General features: G+C 69.9%; 6 protein-coding genes. 1 reads left to right on the top strand and 5 read right to left on the bottom strand.

The window, feature by feature from the left end:
- Positions 1-156 precede the first annotated feature (156 nt).
- From ACYJSS_RS01860 to ACYJSS_RS01850, 3 genes are all read right to left on the bottom strand, one after another.
- Positions 157-13,176: a non-ribosomal peptide synthetase gene (locus ACYJSS_RS01860; protein ID WP_236205963.1), complete on the bottom strand. Its 13,020-nt coding sequence runs from the start codon at positions 13,174-13,176 to the stop codon at positions 157-159.
- A gap of 84 nt (positions 13,177-13,260) precedes the next feature.
- Positions 13,261-14,019, bottom strand: a complete 759-nt coding sequence (locus ACYJSS_RS01855; protein ID WP_236205964.1) for a thioesterase II family protein — start codon at positions 14,017-14,019, stop codon at positions 13,261-13,263.
- A 1-nt stretch (position 14,020) separates the two neighbouring features.
- Positions 14,021-14,239, bottom strand: a complete 219-nt coding sequence (locus ACYJSS_RS01850) for an MbtH family protein (RefSeq protein ID WP_044404743.1) — start codon at positions 14,237-14,239, stop codon at positions 14,021-14,023.
- Between the two features lie 312 nt (positions 14,240-14,551).
- On the opposite strand from ACYJSS_RS01850, the gene ACYJSS_RS01845 reads away from it, so the two are divergent.
- A complete protein-coding gene (locus ACYJSS_RS01845) occupies positions 14,552-15,130 on the top strand; it encodes an RNA polymerase factor sigma-70 (RefSeq protein WP_111259982.1) in 579 nt (192 codons plus the stop codon).
- A 140-nt stretch (positions 15,131-15,270) separates the two neighbouring features.
- On the opposite strand, the gene ACYJSS_RS01840 is transcribed toward ACYJSS_RS01845, so the two are convergent.
- Positions 15,271-16,269 (bottom strand): GNAT family N-acetyltransferase, encoded by a 999-nt coding sequence (locus ACYJSS_RS01840; RefSeq protein ID WP_236205965.1) that lies wholly within the window; start codon positions 16,267-16,269, stop codon positions 15,271-15,273.
- 175 nt (positions 16,270-16,444) lie between these two features.
- Entirely contained in the window at positions 16,445-18,547 is a 2,103-nt protein-coding gene (gene fusA, locus ACYJSS_RS01835) for an elongation factor G (protein WP_111259980.1), read from the bottom strand.
- Between the last annotated feature and the right edge of the window lie 229 nt (positions 18,548-18,776).

The following is an 18,776-nucleotide window of genomic DNA, read 5'->3' as shown; positions in this document are numbered from 1 at the left end:
TGGGCCGTCCTCTGGTATCGGCGGCGGCGGGTTCTACTTAAGTAGGTTTTTCAGGCCTTTATGTGCGTGCGTTCAGGGATTGGGTGAAATGCCGCTGCGCCACCCCATGCTGCCGACGCACGCGGAGCCCTCCCCGCTCCGCCTGCCCTGCTGCCGTTACAGCATCTCCAGCCTGGCCATCAAGTCCTCCAGCCGTGCGGCCTTCTCCTCGGTGACGACGCTGCCTTCCAGCGACTCGATGTAGCTCGCCAGCTCCTCCACCGTGCTGCACTCGAACATGGCCCGCAGGGGCACGTTGCGTTGCAGGGTCTTCTGCACGCGGGAGGCGATCTGGGTGGCGAGCAGGGAGTGCCCTCCGAGTTCGAAGAAGTTGTCGCGCACGCCGACCCGCTCGGCCTTGAGCACCTCGGCCCAGATGCCGGCCAGGGTGGCTTCCAGCTCGTTGCGCGGGGCCAGGTAGTCCTGGGTTTGCAGCGGGCCGAATTCCAGGGGCGGCAGGGCCTTGCGGTCGAGCTTGCCGTTGGCGTTCAGCGGCAGGCGCTCGAGCACGAGCCAGTGCAGCGGCACCATGTAGTCCGGCAGGTCGCCGCGCAGCTGCTGCTTGATGGCCTCGAACCAGGCGCCCTCTTCCGCCAGGCGGCTGGCCGGCGAGGCGGCGCGGGCGAAGCGCTCGGCCTCGCGCGGCACCAGGTAGCCCACCAGGTACTTGCCGGTGGGGCCTTCCTGCACGCTGACGGCGGCATCGCGCACGTCCTGCCGCTCGAACAGGCGGGCTTCGATCTCGCCCAGCTCGATGCGGTAGCCACGGATCTTCACCTGGTGGTCGACGCGGCCGACGTACTCCAGCACGCCATCGGCGCGGCGGCGGGCCAGGTCGCCGGTGCGGTACAAGCGCTCGCCCGGCGCGCCGAAGGGGTTGGGCACGAAGGCCTGGGCGGTGCGCAGCGGGTCGCCGACATAGCCGCGGCCGACGCCGGTGCCGGCGACGCAGAGTTCGCCCACGGCGCCCAGGGGCGCCAGTTCGAAGGTGTCGTCGAGCAAGTACAGGCGGTTGTTGTCGGTGGGGCTGCCGATGGGCAGGTAGGCGCCTTCGGTGGACTCCGCATCGACGCGGAAGAAGGCCACATCGTCCGAGCACTCGGCCGGGCCGTAGGCGTTGACCAGCCCCACCTGCGGGTAGCGCTCCAGCCACTGGCGCGCCAGCTCCGGCGGCATGGCTTCGCCGGTGGGCAGCATCCAGCGCAGGGCGCCGAGCACGGCGCGGTCTTCGGCGAGCATGCCCTGGATCAGCGACGGCACGCTCTCCAGCACCGTGATGCCGCGCTCGCGCACATGGGCCAGCAGCGCCTGCGGGTCGTGGGCGATGGCGTTGGGAACGATGTCGACGCAGCCACCGAACAAGGGCGCGGCGAGGAACTGCCAGACCGAGATGTCGAAGCTCTGCGAGGCCGTCTGGGCGATCACGTCCGCCTCGGTCAGCGCCAGGTACGGCACCTTGCTCAGCTGGTTGTTGAGCATGCCGGCCTGCTCGACCATCACGCCCTTGGGCAGGCCGGTGGAGCCGGAGGTGTAGATCACGTAGGCGAGATTGCCCGGACCGCTGTGGATACCCGGGTCCTGCTCCGGCCAGGCGCCTTGCAGCACGTCCTCCCACACCAGCAGGCGCGGACGCTGGCCGCAGCCGAGCTCCTCCAGCAGCAGCATGGCCTGGTCGCGGCAGGCACGGGTGGCCACCAGCGCCGGGGCACGGCTGAGTTCGAGGATGCGCGTCAGGCGCGGGGTGGGCAGCGCCGGGTCCAGCGGCAGGTAGCCGGCGCCGGCCTTGAAGGTGCCGACCATCATGCCCAGCAGGTCGAGCCCGCGTTCGCCGAGCAGTGCCACCGGCTGGTCGAGGCCGACGCCGGCGGTGCCCAGGGCATGGCCCAGGCGGTTGGCGTGGCGGTTCAGCTCGGCGTAGCTCCACTGGCGGTCGAGGCAGCGGGCGGCGATGCGCTGCGGGTGCGCGGCGACGCGGGCCTCGAACAGGCGCACGTAGCCCTGCTCCAGCGGGTAGTCGCGGGCACTGTCGTTGACGCCGTTGAGCAGCAGCTCGCGCTCGGCATCCCCCAGCAGCGGCAGCTCGCTCATGTCGCCTTCGATGCGCTCGCCCAGGGCCAGCAGCAGGCGCTTGAACTCGCCCAGCAGGCGGTCGATGGTCGCTTCCTCGAAGTAGCGCTGGTCATAGGACAGGTGCAAGCCCAGGTCATCCCCCGGGTAGCAGACCACGGTGAGCGGGAAGTTGGTGTGGGTGCGGCCGGAATCCGAGCTGGCGGAGAGGCTCTGCGCACGGTCCAGCACCGCGACTTCCACCGGCGCGTTCTCGAACACGAAGAGGCTGTCGAACAGCGGCTGGCCCTTGGGCAGCTCGCTGCATTCCTGGATGGCCACCAGCGGCAGGTACTCGTGCTCGCGCAGCTCCAGGTTGCTGGCCAGCAGCCCCTGCAGCCAGTCACGCACGCCCAGGCGCTGGCCCGGTGCGGGCAGCTTCACCCGCAAGGCGATGCTGTTGATGAACAGGCCGACGGTGCGCTGCATCTCCGGCATGCCCACCGGGCGCCCGGCCACGGTGACGCCGAAGACCAGGTCGCGCTCGCCGCTGTAGCGCGCCAGCACCAGGGCCCAGGCCGCCTGGGCCAGGGTGTTGACGGTGAGCTGGTGACGCTGCGCCAGTTCCCGCAGGTGGGCGCCGTCGGCGGCGTCCAGGCGGGTGATGCGGTCGCCCACCTGCATGCCGCCGCTGTCGTTGGCGTGCTCGCGGAGGATCGGCCGGTCGCTGGGCAGGTGGGTGGTACGCTCGAAGCCCGCCAGGTTGCCCTGCCACCAGGCGCGGGCCTGGCCCAGGTCCTGGCGTTGCAGCCAGCCGATGTAGTCGCGGTAGCGCGGCGCCAATGGCAGCTGCGGCTCGCGACCCTCGCCCAGGGCGGCGTAGACCTCGAAGAAGTCGCTCATCAGCAAGCCACGGCACCAGGCGTCGATGAGGATGTGGTGGTTGCTCATCATGAACCAGTAGCGCGCCTCGCCCAGGCGGATCAGGCGCAGGTGGAAGGGCGGCTGGTGCAGCAGGTCGAAGCCGGCCTCGCGCTCGGTCCGGTGCAGCGCTTGCAGGCGCGCCTCGTGGCCGTCTTCGGGGAGGTCGCTCCAGTCCAGCACGTCCACTTCGGTGGCGCCGGGCTTGTGGATCACCTGCAGCATGGTTTCGCCGGCGTTCCACACGAAGGAGGCGCGCAGCGCTTCGTGCCGCGCCACCACGGCGCGCCAGGCGCGGGTGAAGCGCTCCACGTCCAGCGCGCTGTCGATGCGGTAGCGGTCCTGCATGTAGTAGATGCCGGTGCCGGGCTCCAGCAGGGTGTGCAGCAGCAGGCCTTCCTGCATGGGCGTGAGCGGGTAGATGTCGTCGATGATGGCGGCCGGCACCGGCAGCTGGTCGATCTGCTCCTGGCTCAGGTGCGCCAGGGGGAAGTCCGACGGCGTCGGGCCACCGGCGCCCTCCTCCAGGCAATGGGCGATGAGCGCCTGCAGCTCGGCGATGAAGGCTTCGCCGAGGCCCTGCACCGTGGCGCGGTCGTAGCGCGCCTGGCTGTAGGTCCAGTTCAGCAGCAGCTCGCCGCCGAACACCTGGCCGTCCACGCTCAGCCAGTTGGGCAGCGTGGCGTCGGCGTCGTGGGCCGGGCCGGCGCTCTCCTCCAGCGGGCGCAGCAGCGCGCCCTCGGCGAAGCTGCCGTCGAACTGGCCCAGGTAGTTGAAGGTGATGCGCGCCGGCGGCAGCGCCGCCATGGCGGCGCGGGTGGCCGGGTCGGCCAGGTGGCGCAGCACGCCGTAACCCAGGCCCTTGTGGGGCACCTGGCGCAGCTGTTCCTTGATCGCCTTGATGGCAGCGCCGAGCCCCTCGGCCGGTGCCAGGCGCAGCGCATAGGCGCTGGTGAACCAGCCGACGGTGCGGCTGAGGTCGATGTCGTCGAACAGCGGTTCGCGGCCATGGCCCTCCAGTTGCACCAACACCGAGTCACGCGCGGCCCAGCGGCACAGCACGCGGGCCAGGGCGGTGAGCAGCAGGTCGTCGACGCGGGTGCGGTAGGCGGCCGGCGCCTGCTGCAGCAGCTGGCGGGTGCGCTCGGCGTCCAGGCGCAGGGTGATGCGCTGGGCATCACGCTCCAGGTCCTGCTCGGCCTCGCGGTCGCAGGGCAGCGGCGCGTCGTCGCCGCCGAGCTGCGCCTGCCACCAGCACAGTTCTTCGCGCAGTGGCTCGCTGCCGGCATAGGCCGCCAGGCGTTCGCCCCAGGCCTTGAAGGCGCTGGTACGCGCCGGCAGCGCCAGGGTCTGCCCGGCCTGCAACTGGCGATAGGTGGTTTGCAGGTCTTCCAGCAGCACGCGCCAGGAGACGCCGTCCACCACCAGGTGGTGAATGGCCAGCAGCAGCTTCTGGCGCCCATCCGGGCCGTCCAGCAGCAAGGCGCGCAGCAGCGGGCCCTGGGCCAGGTCGAGGCTGCGCTGGGCGTCGGCCAGCAGGGTGTCGGCCTCGGCGAAATCATCCACCTGCGCCTGCCACAGCAGGCCGTCGGCCTCGCTGGCGGGTGCACGGTGCTCGGCCTGCCAGGTGTCGCCGTCACGGCTGAAGGACAGGCGCAGGGCGTCGTGGTGCTGCACCAGGCACTGCAGGGCTTGCTCCAGATGGCCCGCATCCAGGCGCTCGCCGGCTTCCAGCAGCAGCGACTGATTCCAGTGGGCGACGTTCTCCGGCGCCTGCTGGAAGAACCAGTGCTGGATGGGCGTCAGCGGCATGCTGCCGGTCACCGGGCCCTGGTCCACCTGGGTCAGCGCCTCGCGGCGGGCGACGGCGGCCAGGGTCTGCACCGTCTGGTGCTGGAACAGGTCGCGCGGGCTGAAGTGGATGCCCTGCTGGCGGGCACGGCTGACCACCTGGATGGAGAGGATGGAGTCGCCACCCAGCTCGAAGAAGTTGTCGGTGAGCCCGACCTGCTCGACGTTGAGCACCTCGCGCCAGATGGCCGCCAGGCTCTGCTCCAGCTCGCTGGTCGGTGCCAGGTACTGCTGGCGGTTGTGCTCCGGGTCCGGCGCGGGCAGCGCGCGGCGGTCGAGCTTGCCGTTGGGGGTCAGCGGCAGGCTGGCGAGCAGCACCAGGTGCGCGGGCACCATGTGCTCCGGCAACTGGGTACGCAGGTGCGCCTTGAGGGTTTCGCGCAGCGCGTGTTGCGCATCGCTGCCCTCTTCCGCCGCCGCGCAGGCGATATAGCCGGCCAGCTGCTTGCCGCTGGGGCTGTCCAGGGCCAGCACCACGGTGTCGCGCACCGCCGGGTGTTCCAGCAGGCGCGCCTCGATCTCGCCCAGCTCGATGCGGAAGCCACGCACCTTCACCTGCTGGTCGATGCGGCCGAGGTATTCCAGCTGGCCGTCGTCACGCTGCCGCACCAGATCGCCCGTGCGGTACAGGCGCCCGCCATCGGTGGCGAAGGGGTTGGGCACGAAGCGTTCGGCGGTGAGGCCCGGGCGCTGGTGGTAACCACGGGCGAGGCCGGCGCCGCCGACATGGAGCTCGCCGATGGCACCGGGCGGCACCAGGGCCAGATCAGCGTCGAGGATGCAGGCCACCCGCGCGCCGACCATGCGGCCGATGGGCACGCTGGCGGCGCCCTCCTCCAGCTGCGCCGGGGCCAGGGCGGCCAGGGGCATCACCACCGTCTCGGTGGGGCCGTAGGCGTTGAAGAAGGCCTGGGGCGCGAAGCCCGCGCGGATGCGCTGCAGGTGCTCGGCGGTCAGCGCCTCGCCCCCGGTGATCACCAGGCGCACCGGCAGGGTCTCGCCCCGCGCGCCGAGCCACTGGGCCAGCTGGCTGCCGTAGCTGGGGGTGAAGCCGAGGATGGTCACGCCCTGCTCGCGGATCAGCTGGCAGATATCCTCGGCGCCCCACTGGCCTTGGGCCCGCAGCACCAGGCGCGCGCCACACAGCAGCGGCGTCAGCAGGCGTTCGCTGGCGGCGTCGAAGTTGATGGAATAGAAGTGCAGCTCGCAGTCGTCGGCACGCATGCCGAAGCGACGGATCACCGCCTGGCAGTGCATGGCGATCTCGCCGTGGCTCACGGCCACGCCCTTGGGCTTGCCGGTGGAGCCGGAGGTGTAGATGAGGTACGCCTGATGCTGCGGCATTGCGAGGTCGACCGGTGCATGGGCGGGGTAGCCGGCCAGCGCGGCCTCGTCCTCCTCCAGGCACCAGCGGCCGACGCCGGCCGGCAGCTCACCGAGGGTGTCGAACAGCACAGCCTGGCCCAGCAGCAGGACGATGCCGCTGTCCTCGATCATGTAGTGCAGGCGTTCGGTGGGGTATTCCGGGTCCAGCGGCACGTAGGCGCCGCCAGCCTTGAGGATGGCCAGCAGGCCGACCACCATCGCCGCCGAACGCTCCAGGGCCAGGCCGACGCGCACCTCGGGGCCGACGCCACGCTCGCGCAGCAGGTGAGCCAGGCGGTTGGCGCGGGCGTCCAGGGTGGCGTAGTCGAGGGTTTCGCCGGCGAAGGTCAGCGCCGGTGCCCTGGGCGTGCGCGCGGCCTGCTCGGCGAACAGGCGGTGGATGCTGCCGTCGAGGCGGTGCTCGCCGGGCTCCTCGCCCAGGTTGGCGAGCTGTGCCAAGCGCTCGTCGTCGCTGAGCAGCGGCAGTTCGGCGAGGCGCTGTTCGGGGTCGCCCAGCAGCGCTTCCAGCAGGTTGCACAGGTGGGTGGCCATGCGCGCGATGCGCGGCTCGTCGAACAGGTCGGAGCTGTAGGTGAAGCAGCAGCCGAGGCGGTGGTCGAGGTCGGTGACTTCCAGGTTCAAGTCGAACTTGGTGGCGCGGGCGTCGTTGGCGATGTACTCGACCTTCATCCCGGCCAGCTCGCGGGTCTGCTGGAACTCCCAGCGCTGCACGTTGCACATCACCTGGAACAGCGGGTTGTAGGCGCTGCTGCGCGGCGGCTGCAAGGCTTCGACCAGCTGATCGAAGGGCAGGTCCTGGTGCGACTGGCCCTCGATCACGGTGTGGCGCACCTGCTCCAGCAGCGCGGCGACGCTCATCTGCCCGTCGAGCTGGCAACGCAGCACCTGGGTGTTGAGGAAGGCGCCGATCAGCCCTTCGCTTTCCGGGCGGATGCGGTTGGCCACCGGCGCGCCGATGCGCAGGTCCTGCTGGCCGCTGTAGCGGTGCAGCAGCACAGCCAGGGTGGCGGTCATGGTCATGAACAGGGTCAGGCCATTATCCGCGTTGAAGGCGCGCACGCGCTCGGCCAGTGCAGCCGGCAGGTCGAAGCGGTACAGCTCGCCGCGATGGCTCTGGGCCGGCGGGCGTGGGCGGTCCGTCGGCAGTTCCAGCAGCGGGTGCTCGTGGCCCAGCTGGGCCGTCCAGTAGTCCAGCTGGCGCTGGCGTTCGCCGGCTTCCAACCATTGGCGCTGCCAGGCGCTGTAGTCGAGGTACTGCACCGGCAACGGCGCCAGGGGCGATTCGCGGTCGTCGAGGAAGGCCTCGTAGAGCGCGCCCAGCTCACGGGCGAAGATGTCCATCGCCCAGCCTTCGGTGACGATGTGGTGCAAGGTCACCACCAGGTGGTGCTCGCGCTCGCCGCCCTTGACCATCACCACCCGCAGCAGCGGGCCGGTTTCCAGGTCGAACGGCCGATGGGCCTCGTCATCGGCCAGGGCCTGCAGGCGGGCCTGGCGGGTGTCGGCATCGAGGGCGGAGAAATCCTCCCAGCCCATCACCAGGGACGATTGCTCGGCCACCTGCTGGCGGGCCACGCCGTTCTCGCTGGGGAAGGTGGTGCGCAGGGTCTCGTGGCGCTGCACCAGGGCCTGCAGCGCGGCTTCGAAGCGGGCCACATCCAGCGGGCCACTGAGGCGTGCCAGGCCGCCGACGTTATAAGCGGGGCTGTCCGGCTCCAGCTGCCAGAGGAACCACATGCGCTGCTGGGAGTAGGACAGCGGCACCGGGCGGCTGCGGTCGACATGGGCGATCACGCCCTGGCTGTCCACCTGGCCGCTGGCCTGGAGGCGCGCCACCTCGGTACAGAAGCCTTCCAGGGTGCTGGCTTCGAACAGCGCGCGCAGCGGCAGCTCGACGTCGCAGGCCTGGCGGGTGCGGGAGACGATCTGGGTGGCCAGCAACGAGTGGCCGCCCAGGGCGAAGAAGTCGTCGTCCAGGCCCAGGCGCTGGATGCCCAGCACCTCGCGCCAGATGGCGGCGACCCGTTGTTCCAGTGCGCTGGCGGGTTCGCGGTGCTCGGCCTGCTGCCAGGCCGGCTCGGGCAGCGCGCGGCGGTCCAGCTTGCCGCTGGGGCCGACGGGCAGTGCCTCCAGGCGCATCAGCTGCGCCGGCACCATGTACTCCGGCAGCTCGTCACGCAGGGCCTGCAGCAGGCGCTCGGTCTGCCGGGCTTCCTCTTCGTTGGCGCCATTGGCGCAGTAGTAGCCCACCAGGCGTGGGCCGCCGGGGCCATCACGCAGCACCACCACGGCCTGGCCGACGCCGGGCTGGGCCAGCAGGCGCGCGCGGATCTCCTCGGGCTCGACGCGGAAGCCGCGCAGCTTCACCTGGCTGTCGAGGCGGCCGAGGTAGTCCAGCGCGCCGTCGGTGCCCCAGCGGGCGCGGTCACCGGTGCGGTACAGGCGCGCGCCCGGTTCCCCGAAGGGGTCGGGCACGAAGCGTTCGGCGGTCAGCGCCGCGCGGCCCAGGTAACCACGGGCGAGACCCGCGCCGCCGATGCACAGCTCGCCCGGCACGCCGACCGGCAGGGCCGAGAGCTCGGCATCCAGCACATGGCAGAGCACATTGCCCAGGGGCTGGCCGATGGGCGAGCGCTCGCCGTCATCATTGCGGCATTGCCAGTGGGTGACGTTGATGGCGGTTTCGGTGGGGCCGTAGCGGTTGTCCAGACGCACCGCCGGCAGGCGCTGCAGCACCCGGTCGCGCAGGGCGGCGGGCAGCGCCTCGCCACCGGAGAACAGGCGGCGCAGGGAAGTGCATTCGCCAACCCCCTCCTCCTCGATGAACAGTTGCAGCAGCGGCGGCACGAAGTGCAGCGTGGTCACGCCGTATTCGCGCACCAGTTGCACCAGGCGGCGCGGGTCGCGGTGCTCGCCGGGCGCGGCCAAGACCAGGCGCGCCTCGGTGACCAGCGGCCAGAAGCATTCCCAGACAGAGACGTCGAAGCTCACCGGTGCCTTTTGCAGCAGCACGTCGCTGGCATCCAGGCGGTACTGCGCCTGCATCCAGGCCAGGCGTTCGGCCAGGGCGGCGTGGGTGTTGCCGACGCCCTTGGGCTGGCCGGTGGAGCCGGAGGTGTAGATGACGTAGGCGAGGTTGTCGCCGTGCACGGCGGCGGTCGGCGGGCTGTCGGGCCAGTCGCCCTCCTCCCGGTCCAGCTCGATGACGCGCACGCCTTCGTGGATGGGCAGGCGCTCGATCTGGTGCGACTGGGTCAGCAGCAGGCGCGCGCCGCAGTCCTGCAGCATGTAGGCGAGGCGTTCGCGCGGGTAGTCGACATCCAGCGGCACATAGGCACCGCCGGCCTTGATGATGGCCAGCAGACCGACCAGCAGTTCCGGCGAGCGCTCGGCGGCGATGGCCACCGGCACGTCCGGGCCGACGCCCAGGGCTTGCAGGCGATGGGCCAGGCGGTTGGCGCGGCGGTGCAGCGTGGCGCTGTCCAGCTGCCCCTCGGCCCACCTGAGGACGATGCGCTGCGAGTCGGCGGCAGCCTGCCGTTCCAGCAGCTCGGGCAGCCAGCGGCTGGCGACGGGCTGCGGCGCACGCGCCCAGCCGGCCAGCTGGCTGCGCTCGGCCTCGTCCAGCAACTGGATATCGCCCAGGGCCAGTGACGGTTGCTCGGCCACCTGGCGCAACAGGCTGACGAAGCGCTCGGCCAGGCGGCGCACGCTGCCGGCATCGAACAGCTCGGCGGCATAGTCGAAGGCCAGGGTCAGGCGGCCACGGGCGTCTTCCTCGCTGTGCAGTTGCAGGTTGAACTTGGCCTCGCGGCTGTGCCAGGGCAGCTCGTCGGCGAGCAGGCCCGGCAGGCGGCGCAGCGCCGAAAGGTCGCGCTGCTGGTGGTTGAACATGACCTGGAACGGCTCGCCGCCGAGGGCGTCCACCAGGCGGTCGAAGGGCAGGTCCTGGTGCGCCTGGGCGCCAAGGGTGGCTTCGCGGGCCTGGGCCAGCAGTGCACTGAAGGTGCGGCGGCCATCGAGCTGGCCACGCAGTACCAGGGTGTTGATGAAGAAGCCGACAAGGCCCTGGGTTTCCAGGCGCTGGCGGTTGGCGCCGGGCACGCCGATGCGGATGTCCGCCTGCCCGCTGAGGCGGAACAGCAGGCCCTGGAAGGCCGCCAGCAGCACCATGAACAGCGTGGAATGCTCGGCCTGGGCCAGCCCGCGCAGGGCCTTGGCCAGGTCGTCGTCGAGGCGCAGGCTGTGGCGCGCGGCGGCGTGGCTGCGCTGGGCGGCGCGCGGGCGGTCGGTGGGCAGTTGCAGGGCCGGGGCCTCGTCGCCCAGTTGCTCGCGCCACCAGGCCAGCTGGCGCTCGGCCTCGCCGTCGGCCAGCCACTGACGCTGCCAGACGGCGAAGTCGGCGTAGCCCAGGGGCAAGGGCGCCAGGTCCGCCGCCGGGCCACCGCAGGCGGCGCCGTAGAGGCGGGAGAATTCGTCCAGCAGCAGGTTCAGCGACCAGCCGTCAGCGACTATGTGGTGCAGGGTCAGCCACAGCTGGTGCTGTTCGTCGTCCAGGCGCACCAGGGTCAGGCGCAGCAGCGGGCCCTGTTCCAGGTCGAAGGGCACCTGGGCCTCCTCTTCGCGCAACTGGGCGGCGCGGGCCTCGCGCTCGGCGCCGTCGAGGTGGCTGAGGTCGAGGCGCGAGAGGCTCAGTTCCTGGGACGGCAGGATGCGTTGCAGGGCGACGCCGTCCCGTTCGAGGAAGCGCGTGCGCAGCGCTTCATGGCGCTGCACCAGTTGCTGGAAGCTGCGCAGCACGGCGCCTTCGTCCAGCTCGCCGCGCAGGCGCAGGCCGCCGGGGATGTTGTAGGCGGCGCTTTGCGGGTCCAGTTGCCAGAGGAACCAGAGGCGGTTCTGCGCCGGCGATTGCGGCAGGTCCTGGTTGCGCGGCAGGCGCGGGATGGCGCCCTGGCGCGGTGCACCGCTGGCCTGCTGGGCCTGCACGGCGGCGGTGAATTCGGCCAGGGAGCGGGCTTCGAAGAGCTGGCGCAGTTCCAGCTCCAGGCCCAGTTCGTCGCGCAGGCGCGCCATGACCTGGGCGGCGCCGATGGAGTTGCCGCCAATCAGGAAGAAGCTGTCGTCGGCATTCACTGCCGGCACCTGCAATTGCTCGGCCCAGAGGGCAGCGATGCGTTGTTGCAACTCACCAGCTTCGGCCGGAGCGACAGACGCGGCACTGGAGTCGATGGCGGGGAAGCAGGCGTAGGCGTCGAGGCTGCCGTCTTCCAGGCCACTGCGGCAGGCGGAGCGTTGCAGCTTGCCGCTGGAGGTTTTGGGCAGCGCGCCGGGGTTGAGCAGCACCACCACGCGCGGCGCCTCCTGGCAGGCGTCGGCCACGGCCTGGCGGATCATGCGGATCAGGGTTTCCGGCGCATGGGCCTTCTGCACGCTGCGCCCGATCTCCACGGCGATGCCGATGCCCTCCTCGCCGTCCTGTTCGACGGCGAAGGCGGCGACGCGGCCCTTGCGTACCAGCTCCACCTCGGTCTCGACGGTGCGCTCGATGTCCTGCGGGTAGAGGTTGTGGCCACGGACGATGAGCATGTCCTTGAGGCGGCCGCTGACGAACAGCTCGCCGTCGCGCTTGAAGCCCAGGTCGCCGGTGCGCAGCCAACTGGTGCCGTCGCGGTCGACGAAGGCCTTGGCGGTGGCTTCCGGGTTGCGCCAGTAGCCGTGGGCGATGCTCGGGCCGCTGGCCCAGATCTCGCCCACCTGGTTTTCGCCGAGGGCGGCGCCGGTGGCCGGCTCGACGATCATCACCGCGTGCCCGGGCTGGCCGAAGCCGCAGCTCATCAGCAGGCTGTCGGCGCCCGGCTCGATGCGGTTCCGAGCTAGCGCGGCGCCGTCCACACCGAGGGCAGGAATGCCCTGGTCGCGCACACCGCCGGTGACGAACAGGGTCGCCTCGGCCAGGCCGTAGCAGGCGAGGAAGCTGGCGGCGGAGAAGCCGCAGGCGGCGAACTGGCCGGCGAAGCGTTCGAGGCTGTCCTGGCGGATCGGCTCGGAGCCGGAGAAGGCCACGCGCCAGCCGCTGAGGTCCAGCCGCGCCAGGGCCGCGGCGCTGACCCGCTCGCAGCACAGGCGGTAGGCGAAATCGGGGCCGCCGCTGACGGTGCCGCCGTACTGGGCGATGGCCTCCAACCAGCGCACCGGGCGTTCGAGGAAGTAGCGCGGCGACATGAGCACGCAGGGCACGCCGCTGAAGATGGGTTGCAGCAGGCCGCCGATCAGGCCCATGTCGTGGTAGAGCGGCAGCCAGCTGACGATCACGTCATCGGCACCGATGCCGAAGCCGCGGCGGATCAACAGCTCGTTGGCCACCAGGTTGCCGTGGCTGACCTGCACGCCCTTGGGCAGCGAGGTGGAGCCGGAGGTGTATTGCAGGAAGGCGATGTCGTCGGCGGCCAGCACCGGCTCGCACCAGGCGTCGGCCAGTTCGTCCTGCAGGTCCTCGACGCAGAGCAGTGCCGGGCCGGCAGTGCCCAGATCCTGGTTCATCTGCTGCAGGGGCTCGCGCAGGGCGGCGCTGGTCAGCACCAGGGCCGGCTCGGCGTCGTCGATGATCGACAGCAGGCGCAGCTGGTGATGGCGGCGTGCGGACTCCGGCGGGTAGGCCGGTACGGCGATGACGCCGGCGTAGAGGCAGCCGAAGAACGCCGCGACGTAATCCGGGCCGCTGTCGAACAGCAGCACCGCGCGGTCGCCGAACTCCGCTTCCGCCTGCAGGGCAGCGGCGATCACACGGGCGCGCCGGTCCAGCTCCCGGTAGCTGATGACCACGCCGTCGCCCTCGCCTTCGAGAAAGCGCAGGGCGAGGCGCTCCGGCTGTTCGGCAGCGCGGCGCTGCAGGGCCTGGACCAGGGTGCTGGGGAGTTCGAAGGCGTCCATCATGTTGTCGTCCTGCCTGATGCGGCTTGAATTCGGGGTTCGTTGAAACGAAGGGGCGCGCCCGGCACGACGGCCGCGCCGGGCGGCTCAGCCGGCCGCCAGCGGAACCTGGCGCGACGTGCGGGCGCGCAGGCGCAGCAGGTGCTGCTCGGCGTAGCGCTTGAGGGTGCGCAGCACGGCGGCTTCCTGTTGCTGGAGGAAGAAGTGGTGCCCCTCGAACAGGTCGAGGGAGAAGCCGGTGGCGGTCTCGTCCTGCCAGTCCAGCAGCTCATCCACGCGCAGCTCGTCAGCCTTGCCGCCGAGCACATGGATGGGCGCCTGCAACGGCTCGCGCCGGCGGTAGGCGTAGCTGCCGGCGACGAGGAAGTCGGCACGCAGGATGGGCAGCGTCAGGCGCAGCAGCTCCTCGTTGGCCAGGGCCTCCTCAGGGGTGCCCTGGAGGTTGCGCAGCCTGGCGATGAGTTCGGCGTCGCTCTTGGCTTCGCGGTAGTCATCGACATTGCGCCGGGCCGGGCCGGCGGTGGCCGAGGGGAACAGCGCCAGGGGCTCGGGCAGCCCCTTCTCGCGCAGGGCGTGGGCCAGCTCGAAGGCGAGCAGCCCGCCAAGGCTGTGGCCGAACAGCGCGTAGGGCTGCTGCACCTGGGGCGCGACCTCGCGGGCGAGCTGCGCCACCAGCGTGTCGAGGCGGGTGTGCAGCGGCTCGTCCATGCGCATGCCGCGCCCCGGCAGTTCCAGCGGCTGCACCACCAGCCAGGCGGGCAGGATGCGCCGCCAGCGGTTGTAGGCCATGGCGCTGGCGCCGGAATACGGCAGGCAGAACAGGCGCAGGCTGATCGGCGCGCTCACCTCAGGCCACCCCTTCGGCCTGTTCCATCTGCTTGCGCAGGCTCAGCGGGCGCATGTCGGTCCAGTGCTCCTCGATGTACGCCAGGCACTCCTGCTTCAGCCCGCTCTTGCCGGCGGCGCGCCAGCCGGCGGGGATGGCCTTGTAGTCCGGCCAGATCGAGTACTGCTCCTCGTGGTTGATGACCACCTGGAACACCACGTCATCACGATCGAACACCATGTCTGTCTCCTGTCTGCGAAATCCATGCAGCGGGGCCACCTGCCCGCGCTTTCACAGAGGAGAACGGATGGAGCACGAAAATAATTAGCGGATCGCCCCGCCCCGGAACCGCGCTGCGCCGTTGATCGGAAGCGCCGACGCAGAGCGGCGCTGCAACAGAGCTGAAGCCTGCCCGTGATCTCCTGCAGAAAGTCGAATATTAATTATCCATCGCATTTGACAATGATTATCATTGGACATAATTTGTTACCCCGCTGAACAGGCCGCCCCCTTCCCGGCGCCCTCTGCCTCCCCAAGCGCAAGGTGATTTCCATGACGGATCAACTGTCCACAAGCAGGTGCGATTCACCCTTACTCCAGGCATTCATCGATAACCGCTCGATCCTCGTGAAGATCGCCGCGCGTATCACCGGATGCCGTTCCCGCGCCGAGGATGTGGTGCAGGATGCGTTCTTCAGGCTGCATTCGGCCCCGCAGATCACCTCGTCGTTCAAGGCGCAGCTCAGCTACCTGTTCCAGATCGTGCGCAACCTGGCCATCGACCACTACCGCAAGCAGGCCCTGGAGCAGAAATATTCCGGCACCGAGGAGGAGGGCCTCAACGTGGTGGTGACCCTGGGGGCTTCGCCCGAGGCTTCGCACATCAACTACGCGACCCTCGAACACATCGCCGATGCCCTGGCCGAACTGCCGGCGCGCACCCGCTACGCCTTCGAGATGTACCGCCTGCACGGCGTGCCGCAGAAGGACATCGCCAAGGAGCTGGGCGTCTCCCCGACCCTGGTGAACTTCATGATTCGCGATGCCCTGGTGCATTGCCGCAAGGTGACCCGCGCCGAAGCCGAGAAGGCCGCCGGCAACGATGGGGAACGCCGCGAAAAATCCGCCTGATCCCCTCCCCCGTTTTCCGCCCCGGGCGCGACTCGTGCCCGGGGCAAATCTCTAACCGGTAGCCCGGACTTCAGTCCGGGGATTCCCTCGACGCCGGTCCCGGGCTGAAGCCCGGGCTACACGCGGATGACGTGGTGTGCTCAGGCCAGCACGCAACGATCGAAGAAGCGTTCGCGGCCGATGGCCATGAGCGCGGCGCGCTTGTGCGGGAAGTCGAATTCCTTTTCCCGGTAGTAACCCAGGCTCTGCATGTGGCCGATCATCCGCGCGTTGTCGGCACGGGGTTCGGCCACCACGCGGCGGGTACGCGGGTCGTCGAGGAACAGGAAGTGGGTCAGCGCCGCCAGCCAGCTGGCCACTTTGTGCGGGCCACGATGGCTCTCCTCGCCCACCAGCATGTGGATGCCGCGGTCGTAGTCGTCCACCGCATAGAACGGCGCGATGCGGTCTTCCTTGGCCCAGTAGGCTTCGAAGTAGGCGAAGGGCTGGTCGTCGAAGCAGCCGATCAGGGTCAGTGCGTGGGGGTCGTCGTGCAGCTTCTGCAGGTAGGCGCGGTGCTGGTCGAGGTCGCCGCCCTCCTGCCAGAACGCCAGCACGCGGGGCGAGTTCTGCCAGCGGTTGAAGCGCTCCAGGTCACTGTCGATATCCAGCGCGCGCAGGGAGATCCAGCTGCCCAGGCGCGCATCGAAACGACGGTAGAGCTCGCCGGTGGGCTTGGGCGGGCGCTGCGGGTGACGCTTGCCGTCGCTGATGACCATGCGCTCCGGGTAGGCGCCGGCGGCGGCGATCCAGGGCGTGGGCAGCTGCCAGAACTGGCCGCGCTCGCAGCGGTACTCCCCTGCCCCGGCCGCCACCAGCAGGCCGCTGGCCAGGGCTTCGACGGGGGCCTGGGGCAGTTGCCAGTGCAGGCGCTGGCAGGCCGGGTCACGGGCCAGTAACCAGTAGCAGGCGGCGTGCAGGGCCTGCGCGGAAGGCTGGGCGCCGAGCACCTGCAGGCGCGGTTCGGCGCCGCGCTGCAGCGCCAGGTCGATCAGCGGCTGGCCGTCGAGGGTCAGGTGCAGGCGGGTATCGGTTTCGTCGGCACCGAGGCTCTGCCCACCGGGCAGCGGGAGGTTCGACAGGAGGGGATGCTGGGACATGGGCGGCTCGCGAAGTGGGAGGTCTGTGCAACAGATGACGTCGGGGCGCGAGGGAAAATTAGGGGAATTTCGCCGGTGGTCGTGGCGGTTGGCGCGGGTTTTCGGCGTGTGAAGGTCCCGGGCTGAAGCCCGGGCTACGGCGGCCCTCTCCCTGGTAGAGAGGGCCGCGCAGGGATCAGCCCTGTTTCTTGACGATGGCGTCGGCGATGTTGGCGGGGGCTTCGGCGTACTTGGAGAACTCCATGGAGTAGCTGGCGCGGCCCTGGGACATGGAGCGCACGTCGGTGGCGTAGCCGAACATCTCGCCCAGCGGCACCTCGGCGCGGATGATGCGCCCGGCCGGCGCTTCGTCCATGCCCTGGATCAGGCCGCGGCGGCGGTTGAGGTCGCCCATGACGTCGCCCATGTAGTCCTCGGGGGTGACCACCTCGACCTTCATGATCGGCTCCAGCAGCACCGCGCCGCCCTTCTGCGCCAGCTGCTTGGTGGCCATGGAGGCGGCGATCTTGAACGCCATCTCGTTGGAGTCAACGTCGTGGTAGGAGCCATCGAACACCGTGGCCTTGAGGCCGAGCAGCGGGTAGCCGGCGAGCACGCCGTTCTTCATCTGCTCCTCGATGCCCTTCTGGATCGCCGGGATGTATTCGCGCGGGATCACGCCGCCCACCACTTCGTTGACGAACTCGAGGGTGTCCTTGCCGTCCTCGCCCGGTTCGAAGCGGATCCAGCAGTGGCCGAACTGGCCGCGACCGCCGGACTGGCGGACGAACTTGCCTTCGATCTCGCACTTGTTGCGGATTTTCTCGCGGTAGGCGACCTGGGGCTTGCCGATGTTGGCCTCGACGTTGAACTCGCGCTTCATGCGGTCGATGAGGATGTCCAGGTGCAGCTCGCCCATGCCGGAGATGATGGTCTGGCCGGATTCCTCGTCCGAGCGCACGCGGAAGGACGGGTCTTCCTGGGCCAGCTTGCCGAGGGCGATGCCCATCTTCTCCTGGTCGGCCTTGGTCTTGGGCTCCACCGCCACCGAGATCACCGGTTCGGGGAAGTCCATGCGTTCGAGGATGATCGGCTTGTCGAGGTCGCAGAGGGTGTCGCCGGTGGTGACGTCCTTCATGCCGATCAGCGCGGCGATGTCGCCGGCGCGTACCTCCTTGATCTCCTCGCGGGTGTTGGCGTGCATCTGCACCATGCGGCCGACGCGCTCCTTCTTGCCCTTGACCGAGTTGAGGATCGAGTCGCCGGAGCTGAGTACGCCGGAGTACACGCGGGTGAAGGTCAGGGTGCCGACGAAGGGGTCGGTGGCGATCTTGAAGGCCAGCGCCGAGAAGGGTTCGTCGTCGTCGGCATGGCGCTCGTCGTGGCGGTTTTCGTCGTCCGGGTGGGTGCCCTTGATGGCGGGGATCTCGATGGGCGCCGGCAGCAGTTCGATCACCGCGTCCAGCACCAGGGGCACGCCCTTGTTCTTGAAGGAGGAGCCGAGCACGGCGGGGACGATCTCGCAGGCGATGGTGCGCTGGCGCAGGCCGGCCTTGATCTCCTCGATGGAGAGTTCCTCGCCCTCCAGGTACTTGTTCATCAGTTCTTCGCTGGCCTCGGCGGCGGCCTCCACCAGCTTCTCGCGCCACTCCTCGGCTTCGGCCAGGAGGTTGGCGGGGATCTCTTCCTCGCGGAAGCTGGTGCCCTGGTCGGCGTCGTTCCAGTAGATGGCCTTCATCTTCAACAGGTCGATCTGGCCTTCGAAGTTCTCCTCGGCACCGATGGGCAGCTGGATGGGCACCGGGGTGTGGCCGAGGCGCTGCTTGATCTGCCCGACCACCCAGAGGAAGTTGGCGCCGGCGCGGTCCATCTTGTTGACGTAGGCGATGCGCGGCACGCCGTATTTGTTGGCCTGGCGCCAGACGGTCTCGGACTGCGGCTCGACGCCGTCGGCGCCGCTGAACACCACCACGGCGCCGTCGAGCACGCGCAGGGAGCGCTCCACCTCGATGGTGAAGTCGACGTGCCCGGGGGTGTCGATGATGTTGAAGCGGTACTTGTCGAACTGCTTGGCCGAGCCCGACCAGAAGGCGGTGGTGGCGGCCGAGGTGATGGTGATGCCGCGCTCCTGCTCCTGCACCATCCAGTCCATGGTGGCGGCGCCGTCGTGCACTTCGCCCATCTTGTGGTTGACCCCGGTGTAGAACAGGATCCGCTCGGTGGTGGTGGTCTTGCCCGCATCCACGTGGGCCACGATGCCGATGTTGCGGTAGCGGTTGATGGGGGTCGCGCGGGCCATTGTCTACACCTCGTAATGGTCGGGATGGGTTCGGAACGGGAACGGCACGGCCGCTCGGGGACGCGAGCGGCGAAGCAGCCGGGGCGGATTACCAAGCATGGTTGAAGATGCCGCCGACGCAAGCCGCGAAGCGTCGTCAGGCCGCTGTTTTTTTACCGCCGGCCGATGACAGTCGTGCGATACGTCGCGGTGCACGCTTTCGAGGCATAGACTGGGCGCCTTCCCCCAT

It is taken from the genome of Pseudomonas sp. No.21 (genome assembly GCF_054558415.1).
This window is presented reverse-complemented; position numbering and strand designations above follow the sequence as displayed.

What these genes read in the sequence shown, in the direction of transcription:
- fusA (WP_111259980.1), bottom strand. Translation starts at nt 18,547, where the DNA reads ATGGCCCGCGCGACCCCCATCAACCGCTACCGCAACATCGGCATCGTG.
- ACYJSS_RS01850 (WP_044404743.1), bottom strand. Translation starts at nt 14,239, where the DNA reads ATGGTGTTCGATCGTGATGACGTGGTGTTCCAGGTGGTCATCAACCAC.
- ACYJSS_RS01860 (WP_236205963.1), bottom strand. Translation starts at nt 13,176, where the DNA reads ATGATGGACGCCTTCGAACTCCCCAGCACCCTGGTCCAGGCCCTGCAG.
- ACYJSS_RS01845 (WP_111259982.1), top strand. Translation starts at nt 14,552, where the DNA reads ATGACGGATCAACTGTCCACAAGCAGGTGCGATTCACCCTTACTCCAG.
- ACYJSS_RS01840 (WP_236205965.1), bottom strand. Translation starts at nt 16,269, where the DNA reads ATGTCCCAGCATCCCCTCCTGTCGAACCTCCCGCTGCCCGGTGGGCAG.